At 71.3% G+C, this 24,988-nt stretch carries 20 protein-coding genes; 8 read left to right on the top strand and 12 right to left on the bottom strand.

Annotated features, from left to right (window positions below):
* Positions 1-35: 35 nt before the first annotated feature.
* Positions 36-857 carry an MOSC domain-containing protein gene (locus ACFQGL_RS15410; protein WP_377511956.1) on the bottom strand — a complete coding sequence of 274 codons (822 nt, stop codon included), beginning with the start codon at positions 855-857 and terminating at the stop codon, positions 36-38.
* A gap of 4 nt (positions 858-861) precedes the next feature.
* Positions 862-1,695, bottom strand: coding sequence for a class I SAM-dependent methyltransferase (locus ACFQGL_RS15405; RefSeq protein ID WP_377511953.1), 834 nt, complete (start codon positions 1,693-1,695; stop codon positions 862-864).
* Positions 1,696-1,837: 142 nt separating this feature from the next.
* Between ACFQGL_RS15405 and ACFQGL_RS15400 the strand changes: the two genes are divergently transcribed.
* The gene (locus ACFQGL_RS15400) at positions 1,838-2,920 is read left to right on the top strand and encodes an LCP family protein (protein WP_377511950.1); all 1,083 of its coding nucleotides are present in this window, start codon (positions 1,838-1,840) and stop codon (positions 2,918-2,920) included.
* 75 nt (positions 2,921-2,995) lie between these two features.
* On the opposite strand, the gene ACFQGL_RS15395 is transcribed toward ACFQGL_RS15400, so the two are convergent.
* Entirely contained in the window at positions 2,996-4,450 is a 1,455-nt protein-coding gene (locus ACFQGL_RS15395) for a sugar transferase (protein ID WP_377512534.1), read from the bottom strand.
* Between the two features lie 251 nt (positions 4,451-4,701).
* Positions 4,702-5,505 carry a glycosyltransferase family 2 protein gene (locus ACFQGL_RS15390; RefSeq protein WP_377511947.1) on the bottom strand — a complete coding sequence of 268 codons (804 nt, stop codon included), beginning with the start codon at positions 5,503-5,505 and terminating at the stop codon, positions 4,702-4,704.
* Positions 5,506-5,804: 299 nt separating this feature from the next.
* Here ACFQGL_RS15390 and ACFQGL_RS15385 point away from each other — a divergent pair, with 299 nt between their 5' ends.
* Positions 5,805-6,053, top strand: a complete 249-nt coding sequence (locus tag ACFQGL_RS15385) for a hypothetical protein (protein WP_377511945.1) — start codon at positions 5,805-5,807, stop codon at positions 6,051-6,053.
* A 128-nt stretch (positions 6,054-6,181) separates the two neighbouring features.
* Here the strand turns inward: ACFQGL_RS15385 and ACFQGL_RS15380 are convergent, their stop codons facing one another.
* Positions 6,182-8,137 (bottom strand): hypothetical protein, encoded by a 1,956-nt coding sequence (locus ACFQGL_RS15380; RefSeq protein WP_377511942.1) that lies wholly within the window; start codon positions 8,135-8,137, stop codon positions 6,182-6,184.
* 148 nt (positions 8,138-8,285) lie between these two features.
* Between ACFQGL_RS15380 and ACFQGL_RS15375 the strand changes: the two genes are divergently transcribed.
* The 6 genes from ACFQGL_RS15375 to hutH are packed head-to-tail and all read left to right on the top strand — an operon-like array spanning position 8,286 to position 16,115.
* On the top strand, positions 8,286-9,137 hold the full coding sequence (locus ACFQGL_RS15375) for a MurR/RpiR family transcriptional regulator (RefSeq protein ID WP_377511939.1): 852 nt from the start codon (positions 8,286-8,288) through the stop codon (positions 9,135-9,137).
* Between the two features lie 16 nt (positions 9,138-9,153).
* Positions 9,154-10,803, top strand: a complete 1,650-nt coding sequence (gene hutU, locus ACFQGL_RS15370; protein ID WP_377511936.1) for a urocanate hydratase — start codon at positions 9,154-9,156, stop codon at positions 10,801-10,803.
* Positions 10,804-10,814: 11 nt separating this feature from the next.
* Complete coding sequence (locus tag ACFQGL_RS15365) at positions 10,815-12,035, top strand: allantoate amidohydrolase (protein ID WP_377511933.1); 1,221 nt, start codon at positions 10,815-10,817, stop codon at positions 12,033-12,035.
* A complete protein-coding gene (locus ACFQGL_RS15360) occupies positions 12,032-13,393 on the top strand; it encodes a formimidoylglutamate deiminase (RefSeq protein WP_377512531.1) in 1,362 nt (453 codons plus the stop codon). Before ACFQGL_RS15365 ends, ACFQGL_RS15360 begins: the two co-directional genes overlap by 4 nt.
* Positions 13,390-14,580, top strand: coding sequence for an imidazolonepropionase (hutI, locus tag ACFQGL_RS15355; protein WP_377511930.1), 1,191 nt, complete (start codon positions 13,390-13,392; stop codon positions 14,578-14,580). The genes ACFQGL_RS15360 and hutI overlap by 4 nt, the downstream gene beginning before the upstream one ends.
* The gene (gene hutH, locus ACFQGL_RS15350; protein ID WP_377511927.1) at positions 14,577-16,115 is read left to right on the top strand and encodes a histidine ammonia-lyase; all 1,539 of its coding nucleotides are present in this window, start codon (positions 14,577-14,579) and stop codon (positions 16,113-16,115) included. Before hutI ends, hutH begins: the two co-directional genes overlap by 4 nt.
* A gap of 96 nt (positions 16,116-16,211) precedes the next feature.
* Here the strand turns inward: hutH and ACFQGL_RS15345 are convergent, their stop codons facing one another.
* The 7 genes from ACFQGL_RS15345 to rph form a co-directional block, all read right to left on the bottom strand.
* Positions 16,212-17,576 carry a lipopolysaccharide biosynthesis protein gene (locus tag ACFQGL_RS15345; RefSeq protein WP_377511924.1) on the bottom strand — a complete coding sequence of 455 codons (1,365 nt, stop codon included), beginning with the start codon at positions 17,574-17,576 and terminating at the stop codon, positions 16,212-16,214.
* Positions 17,573-18,532 carry a hypothetical protein gene (locus ACFQGL_RS15340; protein WP_377511921.1) on the bottom strand — a complete coding sequence of 320 codons (960 nt, stop codon included), beginning with the start codon at positions 18,530-18,532 and terminating at the stop codon, positions 17,573-17,575. The genes ACFQGL_RS15345 and ACFQGL_RS15340 overlap by 4 nt, the downstream gene beginning before the upstream one ends.
* Positions 18,529-19,935, bottom strand: coding sequence for a hypothetical protein (locus ACFQGL_RS15335; protein ID WP_377511918.1), 1,407 nt, complete (start codon positions 19,933-19,935; stop codon positions 18,529-18,531). Before ACFQGL_RS15335 ends, ACFQGL_RS15340 begins: the two co-directional genes overlap by 4 nt.
* A gap of 144 nt (positions 19,936-20,079) precedes the next feature.
* Positions 20,080-22,128 carry an acyltransferase family protein gene (locus ACFQGL_RS15330; RefSeq protein ID WP_377511915.1) on the bottom strand — a complete coding sequence of 683 codons (2,049 nt, stop codon included), beginning with the start codon at positions 22,126-22,128 and terminating at the stop codon, positions 20,080-20,082.
* A 133-nt stretch (positions 22,129-22,261) separates the two neighbouring features.
* Complete coding sequence (locus tag ACFQGL_RS15325) at positions 22,262-23,530, bottom strand: alginate lyase family protein (protein ID WP_377511912.1); 1,269 nt, start codon at positions 23,528-23,530, stop codon at positions 22,262-22,264.
* Positions 23,531-23,641: 111 nt separating this feature from the next.
* Positions 23,642-24,262 carry an RdgB/HAM1 family non-canonical purine NTP pyrophosphatase gene (rdgB, locus tag ACFQGL_RS15320; protein WP_377511909.1) on the bottom strand — a complete coding sequence of 207 codons (621 nt, stop codon included), beginning with the start codon at positions 24,260-24,262 and terminating at the stop codon, positions 23,642-23,644.
* Positions 24,259-24,984 carry a ribonuclease PH gene (rph, locus tag ACFQGL_RS15315; RefSeq protein ID WP_377511906.1) on the bottom strand — a complete coding sequence of 242 codons (726 nt, stop codon included), beginning with the start codon at positions 24,982-24,984 and terminating at the stop codon, positions 24,259-24,261. Before rph ends, rdgB begins: the two co-directional genes overlap by 4 nt.
* Between the last annotated feature and the right edge of the window lie 4 nt (positions 24,985-24,988).

Here is a 24,988-nt window from a genome sequence, read left to right as displayed (position 1 = left end):
CGGTGACCGTTGCGCTCCCGAAGCGGGCAGCTCGGTCAGGATCCGATGGTGAGCGGCGCGCCCACCGCCAGTGGCCCATCGTCGATCGGGACGAGGTGCAGTCCGAAGAGGAGCTTCTGCCGGACGTTGCGGTGCCGACCGAGCGTCCGCAGCGGTTCCTGCGTGCGTACCCCGGTCTCCTGGTCGGTCGTGGTCACCACGCAGCGGCCGCACGGCCCGGCGGCGCGGAACCGCCGGTCGCCGATGCGTAGCGGACGGCCGACCCACTCGTCTTCGGCCCAGGGCGTCGCCCCGCCGATCACCAGGTTGGGCCGGAACCGGGCCATCGGCACCGGTTCCTCCCCGGCGTCGGCCAGCCAGCCGTTGAGCGCGTCGAGGGAGGCGGCGTTCGCCAGTAGCAGCGGGTAGGCGTCGGCGAAGCTGACCTGGTCGCCGGTGTCGTACTCGCGGTCCCCGATGGCAAGGTGCCGGGTCGGCTGGGCCAGCCAGACCAGCCGGACCGGCCGCCCGAGCAGCGCGCCGAGCCAGTCGTCGGCCGCCGGGCCGGCGAGCACGGCGGGGACCGGGACCGTCCGGTTGCGGAAGGTGCGTACCGCGATCTGCTCGCCGCGGCCGGTCGGTTCGGGCACGTCGAGGTCGGGTTGCCCGTCGGCGCGCAGCGACAGGCCCCCGGCGGTCATCGTGGCGCGCAGCGCGACCAGCCGAGTGGTCTCCCGCTGGGTGACGCCGAGGCCGTCGGCGTCCACCACCATCCAGCGCCGGTCGCCGGCCAGGCCCCACGGCTGCACGAGCGCTTCGCCGTGGTCCAGCCGATGACAACCCTTGACGGGGTACGTGTGGATCGAGGTCAGCCGCACCCGGCTACCATGCCACGCCGATTCCGTCGCCGGGGTACCAGTGGTTGACGGGGCTCTCCCGGTAGGCGAGGAACCGCCTTCCGGTGCGTTCGGCGTGCTCGGCGAGCACGTTGGTCGAGGTGACGTTGTCGGTGAGCAATATCGCACCGGGCGCCAGCTTCGACTCCACGGCGTCGAATTCGCGCTTCTCGTGGGCGCGGCTGTGGTCGCTGTCGTGCAGGAACAGGTCGACCGGGCGGTCCAGCGCGCCGATCGAGGCGATCGAGTCGCCGATCACCAGGTCCACCACCTCGGACCAGGGTGCGGTGCGGGCCAGGTAGCCGGCCTCGGGGTTGATGTCGAGCGAGGTGACCCGACCCGGGTGGCCCTCCCGCGCGTTGCGCAGCAGGGCGGCGGCCAGGACACAGCTGCCGAGTCCCTTGTCGACGCCGGTCTCCACCACGTGCGCGGGGTGGGTGGCCCGGACCATCGCGTACCAGCCGATGCGGCGGGCGTAGCGGACCTGCTTGTCGGCGAGGCCACGGCGGGCGGCGCCGGCGGTGGCCTGCTCGATGTGCTGCCGCAGCGCGTCGTCGGACTCGATCTCGGCGAAGTAGCCGCGGACCTGCTTGACCGGCAGGTCGCAGACGATGCTGACGAACCAGGCCAGGTGGTGGCGGCTGAGCTTGGTGAGGTCGTACGTGTAGTTGTGATGCTCGCGGGAGCTGACCAGCCAGCGGGCCGAGGTACGCAGCACCTTGGCGTCGTGCCGGGCTACCCGCGCGAGCCGCTTGGGGAAGGCGGCGACGGGCGCGAAGCGGGTACGGGCGATGGCGCGTCGGAGCTTCGTTGCGTCCACGGGAGGTTCTTACCAGCATTGCGGCCCCGCCGGCAGAGGAAGAGGATGACTTCCTCCGGTCGCCTGGTTCGGGCCCCGGGGCGGACGGTGCTGGCTGGACGAGGGTACCCAGTCGTGAATCGGGTTCAGTAGCATCGCGCCCATGCCACGTCGTGAACAAACCGCGGATCCCGGAATGGAGCCGACTTTCGGCGCCGCCGGTGGGCCGGAGCCGACTGACGGAACCCCGCCGAACGCGCCGCGCCCGCGCCGCCGCCGGTGGGGCCGAATCGCCCTGATCAGCCTGCTGGTGCTGGTGCTGCTCGGCGCTGGCGGCGCGCTGGCCGGCGGGCTCTACCTGCGGTCCGTCGAGTCGGACATCGAGCGGGTCGACGCCTTCGAGGGCGTGCCCGAGGAGTCCCGCCCGCAGCCGGTCACCACCGGCGCCACGAACATCATGATCCTGGGCAGTGACTCCCGAGACCCCGAGCGCACGAGCGGCTCGCGTACCGACACGATCATCCTGGCCCACCTTCCGAAGGACCGGAAGAGCGCCCAACTGATCTCGATTCCCCGGGACACCTGGGTGTCCGTGCCGAAGTCGAAGGACGGCAACAACGGCGGCCGGGACGCCAAGGTCAACGCCGCGTACGCCTGGGGTGGTGTGCCGCTCATGGTGCAGACGGTGGAGTCGTTCACCGGGGTCCGGGTGGATCACGTGGCCCTGATCGACTTCGCCGGCTTCAAGGAGATCATCGACGCGCTCGGCGGTATCGAGGTCAATTCGGAGAAGAGCTTCACCTCGATCCACCCGCCGTTCCGTACGTTCAAGCAGGGCGTACAGAAGCTGGACGGCGAGGCGGCGCTCGACTACTCCCGCCAGCGCAAGCAGTTCGCCGATGGCGACTTCGCCCGAATCCGCCACCAGCAGCAGGTGATCCGGGCCATCATCGACAAAGCCTCCTCCGGTGGCCTGCTCACCAACCCCGGCAAGCTGAACAACTTCCTCAAGGCCACGTCGAACTCGGTCTCGGTGGACAAGGAGCTGTCGCTGCTGGACATGGCCACCCAGATGCGCGGCGTCCGCGGAGGGAACATGACCTTCCTGACCAGCCCCACCAAGGGGACCGGCCGGGTCGGCTCGGAGAGCGTGGTGTTCGCCGACAAGCCCCGGGTCAAGACGTTCTACGAGGCGGTCCGCCAGGACTCGGTCAGCGAGATCGTCAGCCTCGGCCAGAAGAAGTGACCTGAGCCGGCGGGACACGCCGGCAGACGATGCGAGGGGCGGTGGCCGCAAGGCCACCGCCCCTCGTCGTGTCGGTCAGTACGCTCCGCGCCGGGCCAGCACCACGCTGGCCGTCTTCCACAGGATGGCGAGGTCGTAGATGAGCGACCAGTTGTCGACGTAGTGCAGGTCCAGCCGGACCGCGTCGTCCCAGGTGAGATCGGAGCGGCCGGAGATCTGCCAGAGGCCGGTGATGCCGGGCCGGACCAGGAGCCGGCGACGGACGTCACCGCGGTAGTCGTCGTCCTCGGTGGGCAGCGGACGCGGGCCGACCAGCGACATCTGCCCGCGCAGCACGTTGACCAGCTGGGGCAGCTCGTCCAGGGAGAGCGCCCGCAGGTGCCGGCCGATCGAGGTGACCCGCGGGTCGTCCTTCATCTTGAACAGCAGACCGTCGCTCTCGTTCCGGTCCTGCAGGGCTGCGAGGCGCTCCTCGGCGTCGATGTACATGGTCCGGAACTTCCAGACCTTGAACGCCCGACCCTCATGGCCGATCCGGGTCTGCCGGAAGATCACCGGCCCCGGGCCGCTGGCCTTGATGGCCACCGCGATCGCCAGCAGCACCGGGCTCAGCAGCACCAGCCCGATGAGTGCGGTGATCCGGTCGAGCACGTTCTTGGTCAGCAGCGACAGGCCGGAGATGGTCGGCTCGTCCACGTTGAGCAGCGGCAGCCCGTCGATCGGCCGGACGTGGATGCGCGGACCGGTGATGTCGGTGACCTGCGGGACCACCACCAGGTTCAGGCCGGTGCCCTCCAACTGCCAGGCCAGCTTGCGCAGCTCGTACGACTCGAGGCTGGCAGGGCCGCAGACGGCGATGGTGTCCGCGCCGAGCTGCTGGACCAGCGGCACCAGATCCCAGCCCACGTAGACCGGCACCGGGGCGGTCACCGGCTCCCCCGGGCGGGGGTGGTGGGGCAGGTGGATGGCGATCGGGTACAGGCCGGCCCCGTGGTTGCGGGTCACCACCTCGTGCAGCGCGAGCGCGTCGGAGAGTCGGCCGACCAGCAGCACCTTCTGCGAGGCCCGACCGGTACGCCGGACCCGGCGCAGCACCACACGCGCGGCGAACCGGGCCACCAGCGTGTAGAGCAGGAGACAGATGATGATGGCGGCGACCGTCGCCCGGGACAGGTCCTTCTTGAAGCCGAGCGCCAGGAACGAGACCGTGGCGGCCATCGCCAGGCTGGCCCTAGCGACCCGCTTGAGCTCCTCGGTGCCCAGCCCGAGCGCGCGCCGGTCGTACGCCCCGGCGGCGACGAGCAGGATGAGCCAACCCAGTGGCACGCCGATGTTGGCCACCAGGGTGAAGGAGCTGACGTTGCCCAGCACCCGCTGGTCCCAGAAGCCGGCGTCGGCCTCGTCGAGCAGGGCCACCACCGTTCGGCTGGCGGCCAGCCCCGCGAGCACGTCGAGCAGGACCAGCCAGGCCACGTAGCGCCGGCGCCAGTTGGCCCGCGGTGCGGGACGCGCGAACACGGACCGGGCCATGCCGTTGGAGGGGGGTGTGATCACCCCGAGATCAGGGTCGAACCTCGGTGTCTGTTGTGGCGTGACAGCCGTGAGGAACTGAGTGTGCGCGGACACGACCTTCCTTTCCCACATCGCCCCCGTCGGGAGATCGCGACGTGCACCCTATGGCCAGAAAGGCGTGCTGCCTAGTGGCGAATCGGGCGCTCCTGTTGTGCCTGATCAGCTCGTGGACGCGGGCGCCGTACGGCTGCGGTTGGCTCGACGGCGGGTCACCGACCGGCGACGGTGACCAACCACTTGCCGATCTCACTCACGCCGCGAACCGCCACGATGCACAGGGCGAGGCCTGGGACACGTGGACGGGTGTATTTCTTGACCATCTTGCGCCAGGCGGCGAGGCCGGCGAGGCGCCGCCGACTGATGCTGCCGCTGTGGCGGTGGAATCGGACCACCGGCTGATCGAGTCGGTGGAGGTGCACCCCACTGCTGAGGGCTCGCAGCACCAACTCGACATCCACCTTGATCGACATCTGCTCGTCGTACCCGCCGAGCTGGAGCAGCAGCTCACGATCGATGGTCATGCCGGAATGCTTGAAGGGCAACCGCGGTCGGGTCAGCACGGACCAGAGCATTCGACGCGGGTCGGGGTAGGAGGGGAGCCGGATGGTCCTGGCCGAGCCGCCGACCAGCTCCTCGTAGTCGGTGTAGACCCAGCGCGCACCCGTCTGGGCGAGGAAGGCGTGGATCCGGGCCAGGCCGTCGGGGGCCAACTCGTCGTCCGAGTCGAGCACCGTGACGACCGTTCCGCGGGCCACGCGCAGGGCCGCGTTGCGGGCGGCGCTGATCCCCGTGGGCTGCTGCCGGACGACACGGATCCGACGGTCGGCCAGCAGGCCCACCTCGGCGAGCCCGTCCCGAACGGGTACGGCCGAACCGTCGTCCACCACCACGATCTCGAAATCGCTGAAGCTGCCGGCGAGCACACTCCGGATGGACTTCACCAGGAGTTCGGGCCGGTCCCGGACAGCGATGCAGACCGAGATCGCCGGGGACACCCGCTCCACCGCCCGCATCTGCGGAACGGTCGGGGCGTCGACGGACGAAGCGTGCGACTGGTCGGCCGCGGACCGCTGAGGCCCCTGCTCAGCCGGGAGCGTGCCACCAGCGGAGCCCTGCAGGGTGGGCGGCGAGAACGCGGAGTGGGCCGTCACGGACGGAAGCCGTTTCGCGGCCGGCCCGGACCACGTAGGCCGCCCATCGCGCCGACCTCGGTCCACATCACACAACGATCCAACACGCCCATACCTTCGCCACCCCCGTGAAAGCACCATTCGCAGCGACTGTTTCAGCGACGCGTCGGAGGATCGTTCCCTTGATCGACGACAATGAAGATCCATCGCGCAACAAGACGGAGTATAGCGATGGCCGCTCCGCCGCACCATCGCCTACCAACGGCCGGCGGATCGGCCGCAGATCGCTGACACAGCAAGGGAATTCCCTGGTCAAGGCCCAGGTCCGGCTCAGATCCGACCTGCTGGAGCCGACCGGTCAGGTAGCGCCATCCGGTGGAATGCAGCTCAACCGAACATCTGATCTTTCCGACAAGACGGATTGCCCATGAATGACGAACGAGGGCGACATCCGAGCCGATTCGACGGCGTTTATATTCCTATGTGTCCGATCCGGCGAAATTGTCCGGCCGTCGGCCATGGCAGCCGCCCCGCAACCAGCCACCGATCACGTCACTCGTCACCGCTCGCGACGGCGGACGAGCAGCACGGCCAGGATGACCAGAGCGACGAGCAGCACGCCCGCGGAGGCGACCAGCACGATGACGAGGGTGCCCGACTGCTCCCGCGACGCGCTCTCCAACCTCTGTCGCTCGGCGGCGTTCTGCCGGTAGGCCTGCGCGAGCCGGTTGTCGGGCGTCGCGGCGGCCACCTTGTCCAACTGGGTGATGGCGCCGGACGAGTTGCCGCCGAAGTACGCATCCAGTCCACTGCGGTAGAGCTTGTCGGCGTCGCCGAGCGTGTTGGGGACCCCGGCCTCGGTGAGCAGTGTGCCGATCGTGGACGCCGGCAGGATCGCCCGGTTGGCGCGATCCGGGGCCGCCTGGTCCTGGTACATCAGACCGGCGACCCGGCCGGCGGCGTCGAGGGCGATACCCCCGTGTGACACCGTGCCCAGGTCCTCGTTGACGAGGTAGATCGAGACCGGCCCACGCTGGCTCGTTCCGGTGATCGTCACCAGCTTGGACTGGGGACGGTAGGTGGCATTGCGGAAGACGGCGTCGCTGGTCGCGAAGGCGAGGATGCGGACCGGAGTCTCCCCCACGAGGCTGGCCGACGTGTTGAGTTCCGCCGCCGGCATGTTGCCTCGGGCGAACTTGATGAGCGCGGTGTTGCCGCTGTCCTCCGGCAGACTCCGGACGACCTCGGCCTTGATGGCCGGCTCCTGCTCCAGGTTGCCCTTGGCACTGTTGAGCTGACCACGCACCGTGCTGATCGGCTCGGTCGCCGGCTCGACGCCGGTGAACCGCACCTTGCCCACGTTGGCCGTGATGTAGCCGGGCATCTCCGCGGCAGGCAGCTTCTTGTCCTGCACGAGCAACCTGGCCAACGCGTCGACGGCAAGCCACCGGGCATGCGACTCGGTGGGCTTGACGCAGGAACCGTTGGTGATGGCATGGCCATCCGGAGTCACCACGAACCCGCTGCACCGACGGATGAACGAGACGGGATCGGGGTGCACCAGGGCGTTGGTTCGAGCGTCCCGGACATAGCCGGTGAAGACCGTCTCGATGAAGACCAGCGACGGCGCCGCGACCGCGAGGGCCTTCTCCTCCGGGCTGTACAGGGCGGCCTGCGCCCACGGCTTCAGCCCCGGCTCGACCGGGGCGGCGGTGGAGGACGCCGTGACGGTGCCCGTCGGCGGAACGTAGGGATCGGGCTGGTCATCGCTGGCCATCGCCCAGATGGCCACACCGCCGCTCGCGACCGCCACCAGCGCGAGTGCGGTCAACCCGGCCCAGAGTCCGGTACGCCGCGGCGGCGGGTCGGACGGCTTGATGCGCCGGACGGGGCCGCTGAACGGGTCGTAGGGGGGCGGATCCGCGGGAGCCGCAGATACCGGCGCGGGCGACTCGGGTGCGTCGTCGACGGGTTGCGGGGTCGGCGCGGGCGGCACGGTGGGCAGCCCGCCGGCGTGCAGCGCCCACGGCGCGAACGGCGCGCCGGACGTCGGCAGCGGCGCACCGGAGACCGGCAGCGGCGTACCGGAAACGGGGTGTGGCAGACCGGAAACGGGCTGCGGAACACCGGAAACGGGATGTGGCGGACCGGAGACCTGCCGCGGTATCTCGGCGACCGGATCGGTGGAACCGTCCTTCTCGGTCGGCACCGCCTGGTACTCCTGCCCCAGCGCGCGGAACAGCTTCTCGGCACCCGCCCCGACCTCCGCCGGGTAGGCCGCCCACGGCTCGGTGGCGAAGAAGTCGGCGTACGCGAAGGCCTGGCCGCCCGGCCGCTGCGACATCGCGTTGGCGGTGCCCGCAAAGGCCTCCCGCCAGCCCGGCGTGCTCGCGGCCACCGCGTCCAGTACGGCCACGGTCACGAACCGGCCCTGCTCGTCGATGGCGGCCCAGGCCTTTCCCACCGGGCAGGTGCCCAACATGTGGGTGAACCGGTACGGGCCAACCGACTGCATGCGCGCTCCTCTGTTCAACCGCCGTGCGGATCCTACAGAGGGCGCGCTCGTACGGCCGCCCACCGGTCGGCTGATCCACAGTCCGCGAAATGACGGCGGACGGTCGCGATGGTTGCCCTCTGAAAGTTTTCATGCATAGAGTCACGGCGTGAATGACGGAGGTGTCGGGGCGCCGGTCGAGCAGGTGCTCGACCTGTTCGACGGGGTACGACTCACCCCGACGCAGCGCCGCATCGCACACTGCCTGGTGCAGCACGCACCGGCGGTGGCGTACCTGTCCGCGGCCGAGGTGGCCGAACTGGCCGGGGTCAGTCAACCGTCGGTCACCCGCTTCGCCGTGGCGCTCGGCCATGACGGCTACCCCGCGCTGCGCCGCCGGCTGCGCGATCTGACCACCGCCGCGCCCGGTGGGCCGACGGACGCCGGCAACGAACTCCAGCAGGCGGTACGCGCCGAGATGGGCAACCTGGACCGGCTGGCCGGTCAGCTCGCCGACCGGGACCGGATCGCCGAGACCGGCCGACTGCTCGCCGCCAGCCGCCCGCTGCCGGTGCTCGGCCTGCGTGCCGCCGCGCCGCTGGCCGCGTACTTCGCCTACTTCGCGGCCAAGGTGCACCCGGACGTACGGGTGCTCGACGACGGCGGCAGCCTTCTCGCCGACCGACTGGAGCAGGCCGCCGCGGCCGGCGCGTCGGCGGTGCTGGCCTTCGTGCTGCCCCGCTATCCCCGGGAGACCCTGAACGCGCTGCGCGAGGCACGCGCCGCCGGGTTGACCGTGGTGGCGATCACCGACTCGCCGGTCAGCCCGGCCACCGAGTACGCCGACGTGGTGCTGCCCGCGGCGGTCGGCGCCCAACTCGTCTTCGACCTGCACACCGCCCCGATGACCCTGGCCATGGTGCTGTTGCAGGCGATCTGCGACGCCGCGCCGGCCGACACCCAGCGCCGACTGGAGGCGTTCGAAGCCTCCGCGGCCCGCCGTCAGTTGTTCCTCGGTTGACCGGAGGAGACCAGAGATGACCCAGCCCGTCCGAGCCGCACGAGGCAGCAAGCTCACCACCCGTGGGTGGCCGCAGGAGGCCGCCCTGCGGATGCTGATGAACAACCTCGATCCCGAGGTGGCCGAACGCCCCGACGACCTGGTGGTCTACGGCGGCACCGGCAAGGCGGCGCGGGACTGGCCGTCCTACCACGCGTTGGTCCGTACGCTGACCGACCTGCGCGAGGACGAGACGATGCTGGTGCAGTCGGGTCGTCCGGTCGGTGTCATGCGTACCCACGAATGGGCACCCCGGGTGCTGCTGGCCAACTCGAACCTGGTCGGTGACTGGGCCACCTGGCCCGAGTTCCGTCGGCTGGAGCAGCTCGGCCTGACCATGTACGGGCAGATGACCGCCGGTTCCTGGATCTACATCGGCACCCAGGGCATCCTGCAGGGCACCTACGAGACGTTCGCGGCGGTGGCGGCTAAGCGGTTCAATGACACCCTCGCGGGCACGCTGACGCTGACCGCCGGCTGCGGCGGGATGGGTGGCGCGCAACCGCTCGCGGTCACCATGAACGGCGGCGTGTGCCTGATCGTGGACGTGGACCGCACCCGCCTCGACCGCCGGGTGCACGACCGCTACCTGGACGAGGTGGCCGACTCGCTGGACGACGCCATCGAGCGGGTGCTGGCCGCGAAACGGGACCGCCGGGCGCTGAGCGTCGGCGTGGTCGGCAACGCGGCGGAGGTCTTCCCCGAGCTGCTGACCCGTGGCGTCGAGATCGACATCGTGACCGACCAGACCAGCGCGCACGACCCGCTGGCGTACCTGCCGGTGGGGGTTGAGCTGGCCGACGCCCGGGAGTACGCCACGGCGAAGCCGGCCGAGTTCACCGACCGGGCCCGGGCGTCGATGGCGAAGCACGTCGAGGCGATGGTCGGCTTCCTGGACGCCGGCGCCGAGGTCTTCGACTACGGCAACTCGATCCGGGGCGAGGCGCAGCTCGGCGGCTACCAGCGCGCGTTCGACTTCCCCGGCTTCGTGCCGGCGTACATCCGGCCGTTGTTCTGCGAGGGCAAGGGCCCGTTCCGGTGGGCGGCGCTCTCCGGCGACCCGGCCGACATCGCCGCCACCGACCGGGCGATCCTGGATCTGTTCCCGGAGAACGAGTCGCTGGCCCGGTGGATCCGGCTGGCCGGCGAGCGGGTCGCCTTCCAGGGCCTACCGGCCCGGATCTGCTGGCTCGGCTACGGCGAGCGGGACAAGGCGGGCGTACGGTTCAACGAGATGGTCGCCTCCGGTGAGCTCTCCGCCCCGGTGGTCATCGGTCGGGACCACCTGGACACCGGCAGTGTGGCCAGCCCATACCGGGAGACCGAGGGGATGGCCGACGGTTCCGACGCCATCGCCGACTGGCCGCTGCTCAACGCGCTGGTCAACACCGCCAGTGGCGCCTCCTGGGTGTCCATCCACCACGGCGGCGGGGTGGGCATCGGTCGGTCGATCCACGCCGGGCAGGTCTGCGTCGCCGACGGCACCCCGCTGGCCGGGCAGAAGATCGAGCGGGTGCTGACCAACGACCCGGCGATGGGCGTCATCCGGCACGTCGACGCCGGTTACGACTCCGCCCGCGAGGTCGCCGACCGCACCGGCGTCCGCGTCCCCATGACCGAGCAGTAAGGAAGGGCCCCTTGTTATCGGATTTTGTAGAGGAAGGGTCCCTTCCTTACCGGTTCCGGGCGCTGTGGGACGAGATCGCGCCGGTCGGGCGGGACGCCGTCAGCGGCGGCTACCTGCGCTACGCGCTGACCGATCCCGAGTTGGAGCTACGGGCTTGGTTCCGGTCGCAGGCCGAGCGACGGGGCATGCCGGTCACCGACGACGGGAACGGCAACCTGTTCGCCCACTGGGGTGACCCGCTGGCCGGTGACGCGGTGCTGACCGGCAGCCACTTCGACTCGGTGCCGCACGGCGGGGCGTACGACGGGCCGCTCGGCATCGTCAGCGCGTTCCTCGCCGTGGACGAGCTGCGGGCCGCCGGCGTCACCCCGCGTCGGCCGCTGGTGCTGGGCGCGTTCGTGGAGGAGGAGGGGGCGCGCTTCGGCGTACCGTGTCTGGGTTCTCGGCTGCTCACCGGCGCGTTGTCGGTCGAGCGCGCGGCCGGGCTGCGCGACGCGGCCGGGGTGAGCTTCGCCGAGGCGCTCGGTGAGCGGCCGGCGGGCGTCCGCGCGGACCTGCTGGGCCGGTTCGGCGCGTTCGTGGAGCTGCACGTCGAGCAGGGTCGCGCCCTGGTCGACACGGCCGCCCCGGTGGCGGTGGCCAGCGCGATCTGGCCGCACGGCCGGTGGCGCTTCGACGTCGTGGGCGAGGGCAACCACGCGGGTACGACCCGGATGGCCGACCGCCACGACCCGATGCTCACCTACGCGTTCACCGTGTTGGCGGCCAACAAGGAGGCCCGGCTGCGCGGCGCGCACGCCACCGTGGGTCGGGTCGCCGTCGAGCCGAACGCCACCAACGCCATTCCGTCGAAGGTGACCGGTTGGCTGGACGCCCGGGCCGCCGACCCGGAGACGCTCGCCGGACTGGTCGACGCGGTGCAGGGCAAGGTCGCCGAGCGGGCCCGCCGCGACGGTACGGCGGTGACGGTGACCGAGGAGTCCGCGACCCCGCTGGTCGCCTTCGACGGCGGGCTGGCCGACCGGCTCGCGACGCTGCTCGATGCGCCGGTGCTGCCCACCGGCGCGGGACACGACGCCGGCGTGCTCGCCGCACACCTGCCCACCGCGATGCTCTTCGTGCGGAACCCGACCGGGGTGTCGCACTCCCCCGCCGAGGCGGCCACCGACGCGGACTGCGCCGCCGGGGTACGGGCGCTGGCCCGGGTGCTGGAGGAGCTGACATGCCGATGACCCCGACCCGTTGGCTCGCCGAGTACGCCTGGCTGCCCGAGCACGCCGAACCCACACCCGACGTGCTCATCGAGGTCGACGAGGGCCGGATCACCGCGCTCACGCCGCTGGTGGGTGCCGGATCTCCGCCGGCCGGGGTCGAGGTGCTGGGCGACGCCACCCGGCTGCCCGGACTGACCCTGCCCGGGCTGGCCAACGTGCACTCGCACGCGTTCCACCGCGCCCTGCGGGGGCGTACCCACGGCGGCCGGGGCGACTTCTGGAGCTGGCGGGACCGGATGTACGGCGTCGCGGCCCGCCTCGACCCGGACACCTACCTCGCGCTGGCCCGGGCGGTCTACGCCGAGATGGCCCTCGCGGGGATCACCTGCGTCGGCGAGTTCCACTACCTGCACCACCGCCCCGACGGCGGCGCGTACGACGACCCGAACGCGATGAGCGCGGCGCTGGTCGAGGCCGCCGCGCACGCCGGAATCCGGCTCACCCTGCTGGACACCTGCTACCTCACCGCCGGAGTGGACGGCCGGGCGCTGGCCGGGCCGCAGCGGCGCTTCGGCGACGGCGACGCCACCCGGTGGGCCGAGCGGGCAACGGCGTTCCAGCCGACCGACGTGCACGCCCGGGTCGGTGCCGCGGTGCACTCGGTGCGTGCCGTCCCCGCTGACCAACTCGGCACGGTGGCCGACTGGGCGCGGGAGCGACGGGCACCGCTGCACGTGCACCTCTCCGAACAGCCCGCCGAGAACGACGAGTGCCGGGCCGTGCACGGCCGTACGCCGAGCGCGCTGCTCGCCGAGCACGGCGTGCTCGGGCCGGACACCACCGCCGTGCACGCCACCCATCCGACCAGCGGCGATCTGACACTGCTCGCCGACAGCCGGACCGGGGTGTGCCTCTGCCCGACCACCGAGCGGGACCTCGCCGACGGGATCGGTCCGGCCCGGCGGATGGCCGACGCGGGGATCCGGCTGAGTCTGGGCAGCGACAGTCACGCGGTGATCGACCTCTTCGAGGAGGCCCGGGCCATGGAGCTGGACGAACGGCTGCGTACCCGGCGACGTGGCCTCTTCGCCCCGGTCGAGTTGCTGACCGCCGCGACCGCCACCGGGCACGCCGCGCTGGGCTGGGCCGACGCCGGCCGGATCGCCGTCGGCGCCCGCGCCGACCTGGTGACGGTACGACTGGACAGCGCCCGCACCGCCGGGGTGCCTCCGGTGGGCGCGTTCTTCGCGGCCGGTGCGGCGGACGTGGACCAGGTGCTGGTGGACGGCCGGGTGGTGGTGGCGCAGGGCCGGCACCTGAGCGTGGACGTGCCGGCCGAACTGTCGGCCTCGATCGAGGCGGTGACCCCCGCATGAGCAGTCTGCTGGTCGACAACATCGGCGAGCTGGTCACCAACGGCGTCGCCGAGGGCCCGCTGGGCATCCGCCGGGACGCGGCCGTGCTGGTCGAGGAGGGCCGGGTGGCCTGGGTCGGGCCGGCGGCGTACGCGCCGGCCGCCGACCGACGGGTCGACGCCGGTGGGGCGGCCGTGCTGCCCGGTTTCGTGGACAGTCACGCACACCTGGTCTTCGCCGGTGACCGGGCCGCCGAGTTCGCCGCCCGGATGGCCGGTCAGCCGTACACCGGCGGCGGCATCCGGACCACCGTCGGCGCGACCCGCGCCGCCACCGACGACGAGCTCCGGACCACCGTGCGCCGGCTGCGCGGGGAGGCGCTGCGGCAGGGCACCACGACCATGGAGATCAAGAGTGGGTACGGGCTGACCGTCGCCGACGAGGCCCGCTCGCTGCGGATCGCCGCCGAGACCAGCACCGAGACCACCTTCCTCGGCGCGCACGTGGTGCCCGCCGAGTACGCCGACCGCCCCGACGACTACGTCGGGCTGGTCTGCGGGCCGATGCTGGCCGCCGCCGCGCCGTACGCGAAGTGGATCGACGTGTTCTGTGAGCGGGGCGCGTTCGACGTCGACCACGCGCGGGCGATCCTGGCCTGCGGGCAGGCCGCCGGGCTGGGCGTACGGGTGCACGCCAACCAGCTCGGCCCCGGCCCGGGTGTCCAGCTCGGGGTGGAGCTGGGCGCGGCCAGCGTCGACCACTGCACCCACCTGAGCGACGCCGACGTCGACGCGCTGGCCTCGACCAGGATGGACTGGCTGTCGGGGTCGGAGACGACCACCGTCGCCACCCTGCTGCCCGGCGCGGAGTTCTCCACCCGCTCGCCGTACCCGGACGCCCGGCGGCTGCTCGACGCCGGGGTCACCGTGGCGCTGGCGACCGACTGCAACCCGGGTTCGTCGTACACCTCGTCGATGCCGTTCTGCATCGCCCTCGCGGTCCGCGAGATGCGGATGACCCCGGCGGAGGCGTTGTGGGCGGCGACCGCCGGTGGCGCGCGGGCGCTGCGCCGCGACGACATCGGGGTGCTCACCCCCGGCGCCCGGGCCGACCTGGTCGTCCTGGACGCGCCCTCCTTCCTGCACCTGGCCTACCGGCCCGGTGTCCCACTGATCCGCCAGGTTCTGCTCAACGGAGTGCCGCAATGACGACCGTGACCATCCAGCCCACCGGAATCTCCGCCGACGACGTGCTCGCGGTGGCCCGCGGAACCGCCACCGTGGTCCTCGACCCGGCCACCCGGGACGCGATGGCGACCAGCCGCGCGATCGTGGACGGCATCGAGGCCGCCGGGCGACCCGTGTACGGCGTCTCGACCGGCTTCGGGGCGCTGGCGAACACCTTCGTCGCCCCGGAGCGGCGGGCCGAGCTTCAGCACGCGCTGATCCGCTCGCACGCCGCCGGGGTCGGCGCCCCGATGCCACGCGAGGTGGTCCGGGCGATGATGCTGCTGCGGGTCCGTTCCCTCGCGCTGGGCCGCTCCGGGGTCCGTCCGCTGGTCGCCGAGGCCCTGGTCGACCTGCTCAACCACGACATCACCCCGTGGGTGCCGGAGCACGGCTCGCTCGGTGCGTCCGGCGACCTGGCGCCGCTGGCGCACTGCGCGCTGGTGCTGCTCGGCGAGGGCTGGGTGCTCGGCCCGACCGGCGAGCGGCAGGACGCGGCCGACGTGCTGCACGCCGCCGGGCTCAAGCCGATCGAGCTGGCCGCCAAGGAGGGGCTGGCACTGATCAACGGCACCGACGGCATGCTCGGCATGCTGCTGCTGGCCATCCACGACGCGGCGCACCTGTTCGCGATGGCCGACGTGACCGCCGCGCTGGCCATCGAGGCGATGCTCGGCTCGGAGCGGCCGTTCCTTCCCGAGCTGCACGCGATCCGGCCGCACCCCGGCCAGGCGGCGTCGGCGGCGAACATCCACCGACTGCTGCAGGACTCCCGGGTGATGGATTCACACCGCGACGACCTGGCGCACGCCGTGCAGGACGCGTACTCGATGCGCTGCGCGCCGCAGGTGGCCGGCGCGGCCCGGGACACCCTGGACTTCGTCCGCACGGTCGCGGGCCGGGAGCTGGTGTCCGTGGTGGACAACCCGGTGGTGCTGCCGGACGGCCGGGTCGAGTCGACCGGTAACTTCCACGGCGCGCCGCTCGGCTTCGCCGCGGACTTCCTGGCCATCGCCGCCGCCGAGGTGGGCGCGATCGCCGAGCGGCGGGTGGACCGACTGCTGGACGTCACCCGGTCCCGGGAGCTGCCCGCGTTTCTCTCCCCCGACGCCGGGGTCAACTCCGGGCTGATGATCGCCCAGTACACGGCTGCCGGGATCGTCGCGGAGAACCGGCGGCTGGCCGCCCCGGCCTCGGTGGACTCGCTGCCCACCAGCGGTATGCAGGAGGACCACGTCTCGATGGGCTGGGCCGCGGCCAAGAAGCTGCGGACGGTGCTGGACAACCTGACCAGCCTGCTCGCGGTGGAGCTGCTGGCCGGCGTACGCGGGCTGCAGTTGCGCGCTCCGTTGGAGCCGTCGCCGGCGGGTCGGGCGGCGGTCGCCGCGCTGAGCGGGCCGGCCGGCGAGCCGGGCCCGGACGTGTTCCTCGCCCCGGTGCTGGAGGCGGCCCGCGCGGTGCTGGCCGGCCCCGAGCTGCGCGCCGCCATCGAACGGGAGGTCGGCCCGCTGGGCTGACCTCCGCTAGGCTGCCGTCCGCCGCGGGTCAGGCGGCGGGCGGCAGCACCGTTGTACCGGGTGCCTCGTGGTGCCGCACCCCGGGGAAGCGCGGGCTCAGCTCCGGGTGACCGTACGTCGGATCTCGGCCCAGGTGGGCAGTTCGGCGCCCGCCACGACATCGCGCTTGGCCCGCGTCCAGAACAGGGCGAGCAGGATCGCCTCGGACAACACCGTCGCCCACGCGGCGCCGGCCACGCCGAACAGTGGGATCGCGGTGGCCAGCGCCGCCAGGTAGGCGAGCGAGCCCAGCCCCTGATACCGCACCTTCTGCCGCACCAGACCACCGCTCATCAGCAGCGACTCGACGCTGGCCGAGCCGAAGCGCAGGGGGATCGCCAGCGCGAGGATGGCCATCACCGGTACGGACGGCCGGTACTCGGCACCGAAGATCAGCGGGATCGCGAAGCGGCCGGCGAGAGCGACCACGGCCCCGATCAGCAACCCGAGCCCGATCATCCCCACCGTGCCGGCGCGGTACGCCATGAGGACCGCGTTGCGGTTGGAGCGGGACCACCGGTGCAACTTCGCCAGGAAGTACTGCTGGTAGACGATGCGCGGCAGGAGATAGATCGCGGTCAACAGCGTCATGGGTACGGCCAGCACGGCGGCGGCCTCCGCGCTCAGGAACTCGGCGGAGGTGACGATGCCCAGCTGCATGCCGAGCTGATAGAAGAGGCTGCCGAGCAGGAACAACCAGGTGCCGGCGACGAGGTGGCGGGCCCGGGGTTGCCGGGTCGCGCGCCGGAGCACCGGTGCGTGGCCCTCCAGCGTCGCCCGCCCGTACCAGAACGGGGCGAGCACCACGACGCTCATGCCCACCGTGACGGCGGCCACCAGGGCGTAGCCCAGCGCCACCATGAGCGCCGACAGCCCGAGGAACCCGGTCAGCACCGCCACCAGGAGTCGGCCCACCTGCGGCGCGAGTTGCAGCGCCGAGAGCTGCCCGTACGCGCCCCGCAGTTGCAGGGCCGACCCGGACAGCGCCATGGCGACCAGGGACAGGATGACCGGGGCGAGCCCGATCCGCAGGTTGCCGGTGCCCGGGTCGTCCCGGTCGAGCAGACCCCAGCCGACGAGCGCGATGATCAGCAGGGCGGACGTGACGGCGACCAGCACGATGGACGGCCGTACCCACCGGAACGCCCGTGGGCCCTCCCGGCCGAACCGCTGGAGCCAGAACTCGGCGATACCGAAGATGGCGAGCGGCGCGGCCAGCGTGACCAGCGAGATGACCGACATGAAGGCACCGAAGTCGGCCTTGGGCAGACTACGGGCGAGCAGCACCTGGGTGACGAACGCGATGACGGTGACGCCGGCCTGGCTGACCCCCAGCATGCCCAGTTGACGAAGGCGGCGGCCCATGCCGCCCCCCGGTCGGGCGACCGGCGCCGTACCGTCCCGCACCTCGACCCCGGTCATCGTCGCGCTGCTCCGGCCGGCACGTGCGCTCGCAGGGTCTCCAGTTCGGTAGCCGTCCGGCTCATCCACGCCTGGCGCGCTGCCGCGATCCGCCCGGCCGCCGTGGGGTCCTCCTCGATGGCCGTCCGGACTCCGGCGACCAGGGAGTCGCGCTCGTTGGCGACGAGCGTGGCGAAGTTTCCGAACAGGGCCTCGGTGGTACGGGTACGGGACAGGACCAGCGGCCGACCCGCGCTCAGCGCCTCGCACGCGCCACTGGGCTGCGTGGCGTCCCGGTCGGTCAGCACGACGACCGCGCGTGCGGCGGCGACGGCCGCCTCGTAGTCGGGGAGGTCGAGGAAGCCCAACGTGGTGAAGTTGCGCAGCCGCTCGGCGCGCTCCCGCAGCGGCGGGGGCAGCCGGTGCAGGGGTGCGGTGGTCGCGAAGTTGACGTCCGGCATGGCCTCGATCGCGTCGATGAGGACGTCCATCGGCTCGTCCGGTGCGACGGTGGCCACCACGAACACCCAGCCGCGCGGCGCCGCCGGCGGGATCTCCCGTAGCGGGTCGTGCACGACGAGCGTACGCAGCCCTGGGAACGTCGCCTGGGCGATGGCGTCCGCCTCTTGGGTGTGGGTCAGGACCAACTGCGCCTTACGAAGGATCGACGCGGTGCTGGGAACCTTGCGCCACCACGACTGGAACTGCCCGTTGTGCGCATCGACGATATAGGGGACCCGACCGAGATAGGGCGCCAGCGCGGACAGGTGCGGCTGTGCCTGCGCGACCACGAACGGTGGCCGGAGCGAGCGGAGCAGTTTCAGGTCGTTCGACGTGTGCGTCAAATAGTCGAATGGCCGCAGAAACTTCGGCGTCGCCTTGGACGGTCGCCATGCCACCTCGGCACCCAACGCCTCGGCGAGCACGTCCGAACGACGTTGATAACGCTTCCACGAAATGAAGAGGGGGGAGCTCATTTGTCATCACCACCAGCATCCGTTGGCACGCCGGCCGGCGCACTCGCGAGGGGGAAGTACCGGACCAGCAGAATGAGCGAGAGGAAGAACATCCACATGAAGTACGAGTAGGAGGTCGGCTTCTGCGTGAGAGCGGAGACGATCACCAGGACGTACAGGACCGTCAGCATCCAGCGCGCCTCGACCGCGATCGCGCGCTTCGTCACCCGCCAGACGTTAATGAAGATCAACGTCATGAGAACGAGCCCGAGCAGGCCCCAGACCACGAAGACCCGCAACGGGTCGGCGTGCGTGTTCCACGGCTCGTAGGCCAGACCGATGAGCCAGACGTCGACCGGCGCGTCCTGCCACACGTCCGCCACCCGGAACCAGATCTGCCCGCGACCGTGCAGGAACTGGTCGTTGGTGGGGTTGAGCGAGCCGATCTGGGTGGCGAGAAAGACCGCTCGGTCGACCAGATAGGAGCCCCACCGGATCGCCGCCAGGATCACCGCGACGACGATGGCGCCGGCGCCCCAGACCGCGACGCGGAACGGCAGGTCGAAGATCTGCCGCATGATCTCCGGGAGTCTGCGCAGCTCGAACGCCACGATCACGAACGCCACGCACAGGATGGTGATCCGGTGGGTGCTGACGACCGCGGTGGCGGCCAGGAGCGCGACCGCGGCGTAGCGGACCAGCGGCTTGAGCCGTAGCCGGTCCCCGGCGGCGTAGAGGATGAACACCGCGAAGATCAGGAGTCGCCCCAGCGACGCCGGATGGAAGTAACCGCCGGACGCGCGCCCGACCTTGCCGCTCATCAGATTGAAGAAGTAGGTGTACGGAACGACGCCGACAACCTGCAGCCAGGCGATCACGGAGTGCACGACGGCCCCGAGCACCACGAGCAGCAGGACCCAGCGCATCAGATCGAGGGAGAACCAGTCCGGCTTGCTGAACATGACCGCCACCAACACGATCGGCGCGAAGCCGACGACGAGTTGGGCGGCCTGCGTGATGATCCCGCTCCGAGGTGCGACGTCCGGACCGAAGAGCGCGGCGACGTCGGCCGTGGCGAAGATCCGGATGAAGTCGTTCCGAGCGGACATGGCGAGCAGACCGACGAGGGAGAACAGGCCGAGGACCAGCAGCGCGATGATCGATGGCAGCAGATTCCTCGGAATCCGCCGCGCGGCCACCACGAGTGCGACAAAGGCGCCGGCCATGAAGAGGGAACCAATTACGGTCGCCACCATTCCGGCGTCCACGGTGTCGGCGGCGACCTTTTCTCCGAATATGTCGAAGAACGATTTCACGCCGATCGTCACCATGGCGAGTACGACCAGGATCTGCGCTACGGCCCAGGGAGAGCGCCCGAGTCGCCGGCCGCCGCCCACGGTCTCGGCCGCCGCCTTTCGCGGCATTATGTCCATTTTATGATCCTCTCCGCGCCATCCCTCGGGGCACTATACGCGAGGGCCATAACCGTTAGAGGTCGCCTCCATAGGCCGAGAACCACACGACGATGACGTCGACTGGGGGGCGATTTCACCGCTTTCGCTGGCTCGTCACAACGCGGCCCGCGCCGCGACGCGCTCGACGAGGTGGGCGCCCAGTGTGCGCGCGTAGGTCGCCGTGATGTGGTGGGCGTCGCGATAGACGATGACGTTCCCGATCACCAGTGGGCACCGGGTCTCGGTGCAGAACAGGTCGCTGAGGTCGACCACCTGAACCTTGCCGTCGGTGCGCCCGGCGGCGTCCTGGAGGGCGTCCCGGGTACCGAAGGCGGCCTGACGGTCGACGGCGCAGCGCATCGGATCCGCGTCGTCGACGAGACAGCTGAGATCCGTCGCGCCGAGCCCCGGGTTGTCCGCCACCACGACGATCCGGGTCCCCCGGTCCAGCACCGGCCGCCACGCCTCGACGTACTTGCGGATCTGCCCACCCGCGGAGCGCGTGTCGGCGCTCTCGTTCCGCCTCCCGCTGACGATGACGACGTCGTACTTCGGCCCGGTCGCGAGCCGCTCCGCCATCGCGTGCCGGCGGGCGTAACAGGTGTCGGACTGGTCCGCGGCCTCGACCTTGGCCCAGATGCAGCCACGGGCGACGTAGGTGTCGACCGCCCAGTTCCGGGCGTCGAGATGACCCTCGATCGCCGGGATGAGCATCGCCGCGTGCGAGTCCCCGACGAGCGCGACCTTGGCCGCGTCGGGCCGCTGAGACCCGAGGCGACACGTCGTGAGCTTCGCGCCCGGCTCCTGGTCGTAGCACCGGTACGCGGAGCCGGTGTCCTTGGTGAGCATGGCCAACTCGGGGAACATCGCCGTACCGAGGGCGCCCTCGGCGCAGTTCTGCGCCGCGATCCGGGCGCCGGCACCAAGGCACGGCGTACCGTCGGCCAGCAGTTGCTCCAGGCGCGAGTTGTTCGCCTGGTTGCTCTGTTCGAGCAGTTGGTTTCCGACGACGACGACCGACATGACCACCGCCATCGCCGTCGCGGCGGCCGCGTACTGCGGCCACAGCCGACGCCCCGGGGTGAACACGTGGAACCGCACCGGGTCCTCGACGAACCTCTTGGTCAGCGCGGCCAGCACCACCACGCCGGCGATGACGCCGACCTTCACCGGCCAGGTCATCGTGTCGCCGGTCGCCAACGCGAAGATCACGATCGGCGGCCAGTGCCAGAGGTAGACGGAGTACGACCAGTCGCCGAGCTTCTGCACCGGCGCCCACGCCATCGGCCCGGTGGCGGACCACCACGGGCCGGGAGCGCCGGCCCAGATGGCGGCGAGCGCGCCGAGGACCGGCAGCGCCGCCGCGTAGCCCGGGAAGGGCGTGTCGGCATGAAGGACGAACGCGGCCACCCCGATCAGGAGCAGACCCAGCCAGGAGACCACCGCCCGGGTACGGTCACCGGCCGACCGGCCCAGGTTCGGCAGTGTCGCGAGCATCGCGCCGGCCCCGAACTCCCAGGCCCGGGTCGGGGTGACGAAGTAGGCCGCGGCGGCGTTCGCCGACGTCTCGTAGACGGAGTACGCGAAGGAAGCCGCGACGACCACGGCGAGCGTGACCCGGATCGCGCCGATCGGGTCGGTCCGCCGGACCCGGCGGGCGACCAGGATCGCGAGCACGATCAGCAGGGGCCAGACCAGGTAGAACTGCTCCTCGGCCGAGAGCGACCAGTAGTGCTGCACCGGGGACCGGACGTTCTCCGCGGCGAGGTAGTCCACGGCGTCGTGCGCCAACTGCCAGTTCTCGACGTAGACGGTCGCCGCCGCGATCTCGCGGAGGATCTGCGGCCAGTAGAGCTGCGGCACCCAGATGAAGACCGCCGCCGCGGTGGCGACGAGTACGAGCAGAGAGGCCGGCAGCAGGCGCCGGATGCGGCGGGCCCAGAAGGCGCCGAGGCGGACCGAGCCGGTCCTCTGCACCTCCCGCACCAGGTGCGCGGTGATGAGGAAGCCACTGATCGCGAAGAAGACGTCCACGCCGACGTATCCGCCCGGGATCCGGTGCGGCCAGAAGTGGAACAGCAGCACCAGGAGCACGGCGAGCGCCCGCAGCGCCTGGATCTCCGGCCGGACGACTCCGGGAGACGCCTGCTTCGAATCGCTCACTGTTCCTCACCGCGGCGGTAGGGGTAAGGGTGGCGGACATCGGCCACACCGCCACGGGTGGTGGCGACGGCGAGGGTATACGGCCGTGGTGCCGTTCCTCTATCCGGGGATCGTGAAAGCGCGGCCCAGCTGCTCAGTTCGGATTTCCGGCGTGGGTCAGCGTCTCCCAGGCGAAGAAGTAGGCCGGCGGCCCCGCCGGACGGTCCGCCTCCACGACCTGCCTGGTGTTCGGCAGGTCGAGCCCCATCCTCGTCGTGTAGTGGTTGAAGGCGACCTCGGGCGAGGGCGCCAACCCGATCACGAGTCGACCACCGCACAGCCAGGGCGGCACCGACCTGCCCAGCTCGAATCCAGTGTGGAACTCCAACGCGCGGGTGAGCCGCTCGCGCGCCTCGGCGTACAGGTCCCGACCCTGGATCCAGGCGGTCTCGGCGACGTGCGCCGCCGCCGCGAGGCCCCAACCGGTGTGCAGAAAGTCGCGGCAGGTCTCCTGGGCGAGCCCGTCGACCAGCGGATGCTGCCCACCCCAGTATTCGGTGAGCTGCGAGCTGGTGAAGACGTCGCCGGGTGGCGCGTACGGCGTGGGGCCGTCGCCGCTCAGATAGACGTACGCCCGCAGCCGCAGCCGCCACTTCTCGATCGCTTTGAGGAAGGCAGGGCGGTCGTCGAGGAAGACCGAGATGCCGACCGCCGCATCCAGCATGATCAGCTCCCAGTTTCCCGCCCTGGTGCGCTCGGTGCCACCGAGCACCACCGGCAGGTAGACCGTCCGGAGCATGCGCTCGGTACGGGCCAACCAGTCGGGACTCCAACCGGTGTAGGTGTGCTTGACCAGCTCCGCCGCTCGCGCGAACGTCGCCCCGGCCCACCCCGCCTGTAGTGGCGCGTTGGAGTTGGTGTGCTTCTTGAGCACCCGCGCCCAGGCGTTCAGGATCTCGATGGACTTGTCCGCGTAACGACGGTCACGGGTGAAAGTCCACATCAGCGCGTGCGTGTACGCGGCCAGCGCGTCCTCGGCCTCCGCGGTGCATCCGCTGTCCGGCTGGGAGTAGAAGCCACAGTTCACCGTGGAGACCGGTCGGGGGCGCCAGGACAGCTCGGCGTACTGGCTGCGCTGCATGGCGAGCCAGGCCGATCGCCAGGGCTCCGCACCGGCCCTGACCTTGTCGCTCACGAAGTTCAACTGCTGGCTGCGCACCAGCACACCGGGGTGGACGAAACCGCTGCGGGCGTCGCGCGTATCGGTCAGCGGCGGAGCCGGCGGGATGGGGTTGACCAGCCACGCGCCGGTCGCCTCGCGCTCCGGCGCGTTGCCCGAGAAGGCCACGAGGGCACCGCTGACGGTCAGCAGCGCGAGACCCATCAGTCCCGCCAGCACGCCGCGCTTACCGGCCCACGCCATCGTGTCTCCCCGACAACCCGCCCGCCCGGATGCCCCGGATCCCCGCGATCAGTACATGCCATCGACCGATCGCCCGCCACCCGCGGATGGCGACCGGACAGATTACGGTCTTCAGCCCGTGACGGGCGGCAGCACCTTGGCCACCAGCTTGGCCAGCTCGCGCAACGCCTTGCCCCGGTGGCTGATGGCGTCCTTCTCCGCTGGCGTCAGCTCGGCGTTGGTCCGCTGCTGTCCGTCACCCAGGAAGATCGGGTCGTAGCCGAACCCACCGTCGCCGCGCGGCGCGCGCAGCAGCCGCCCGGCCTGCCGGCCGTCGACCAGATGCTCCTTGCCGCCGGGCAGCACCAGCGCCACCGTGCAGACGAACGAGGCCGCCCGCTGCTCGTCGGGCAGGTCGGCGATCTGGTCCAGCACCAACTGGAGGTTGGCCCGGTCGTCGCCGTGCTGGCCCGACCAGCGGGCGCTGAACACGCCCGGCATCCCGTTGAGCGCGTCGACCGCGATCCCGGAGTCGTCGGCGATGGTCGCCAGCCCGGTACGCCGGCAACCCTCCCGCGCCTTGATCAGCGCGTTCTCGCCGAAGGTCAGACCGGTCTCCGGCAGCTCCGGGTACGCCTCGACGTCGTCCAGCCCGAGCAGGGCGATCCGGTGCGCGCCGAGCGCGCCGTCCAGGATCCGCTGGAGCTCCACCAGCTTCTTGCGGTTGCGGGTGGCGAGCAGGACCTTGTTCATGCGAGTGCCTTCCGCTGGGCTTCCGCCAGCTCGGCGCAGCCCGCGACGGCCAGGTCGAGCAGGGTGTCGAGCTGATCCCGGGCGAACACGCCCGCCTCGCCGGTGCCCTGCACCTCGACGAAGTCGCCGGTGCCGGTGCACACCACGTTCATGTCCACCTCGGCGGCCACGTCCTCCTCGTAGCAGAGGTCGAGCCGCGCCTCACCGTCGATGATCCCGACGCTGACCGCCGCCACCGAGCGGTGCATCACCTTCTCCGGCTTCCCGGCCAGCGACTTGCGGGCCGCCAGCCAGTCCACCGCGTCGTGCAACGCCACGTACGCGCCGGTGATCGCGGCGGTCCGGGTGCCGCCATCGGCCTGCAGCACGTCGCAGTCGAGCACCACCGAGTTCTCGCCGAGCGCCTTGAGGTCGATGCAGGCGCGCAGGCTGCGGCCGATCAACCGGGAGATCTCGTGGGTCCGGCCACCGACCCGGCCCTTGACGCTCTCCCGGTCGGAGCGGGTGTTGGTGGCCCGGGGCAGCATCGCGTACTCGGCGGTCACCCAGCCGAGCCCGGAGCCCTTGCGCCAGCGCGGCACCCCCTCGGTGACGCTGGCCGTACACAGCACCCGGGTGCCGCCGAACTCGACGAGCACCGAGCCCTCCGGATGGGTGCTCCAGCCTCGGGTCAGGGTTACCGGTCGAAGGTGATCGGGCCCTCGCCCATCAGGTCGCGCCATGCCT

The sequence above is a fragment of the Micromonospora vulcania genome (assembly GCF_042658605.1).
Taxonomy (GTDB): Bacteria; Actinomycetota; Actinomycetes; order Mycobacteriales; family Micromonosporaceae; genus Micromonospora; species Micromonospora vulcania.
This window is presented reverse-complemented; position numbering and strand designations above follow the sequence as displayed.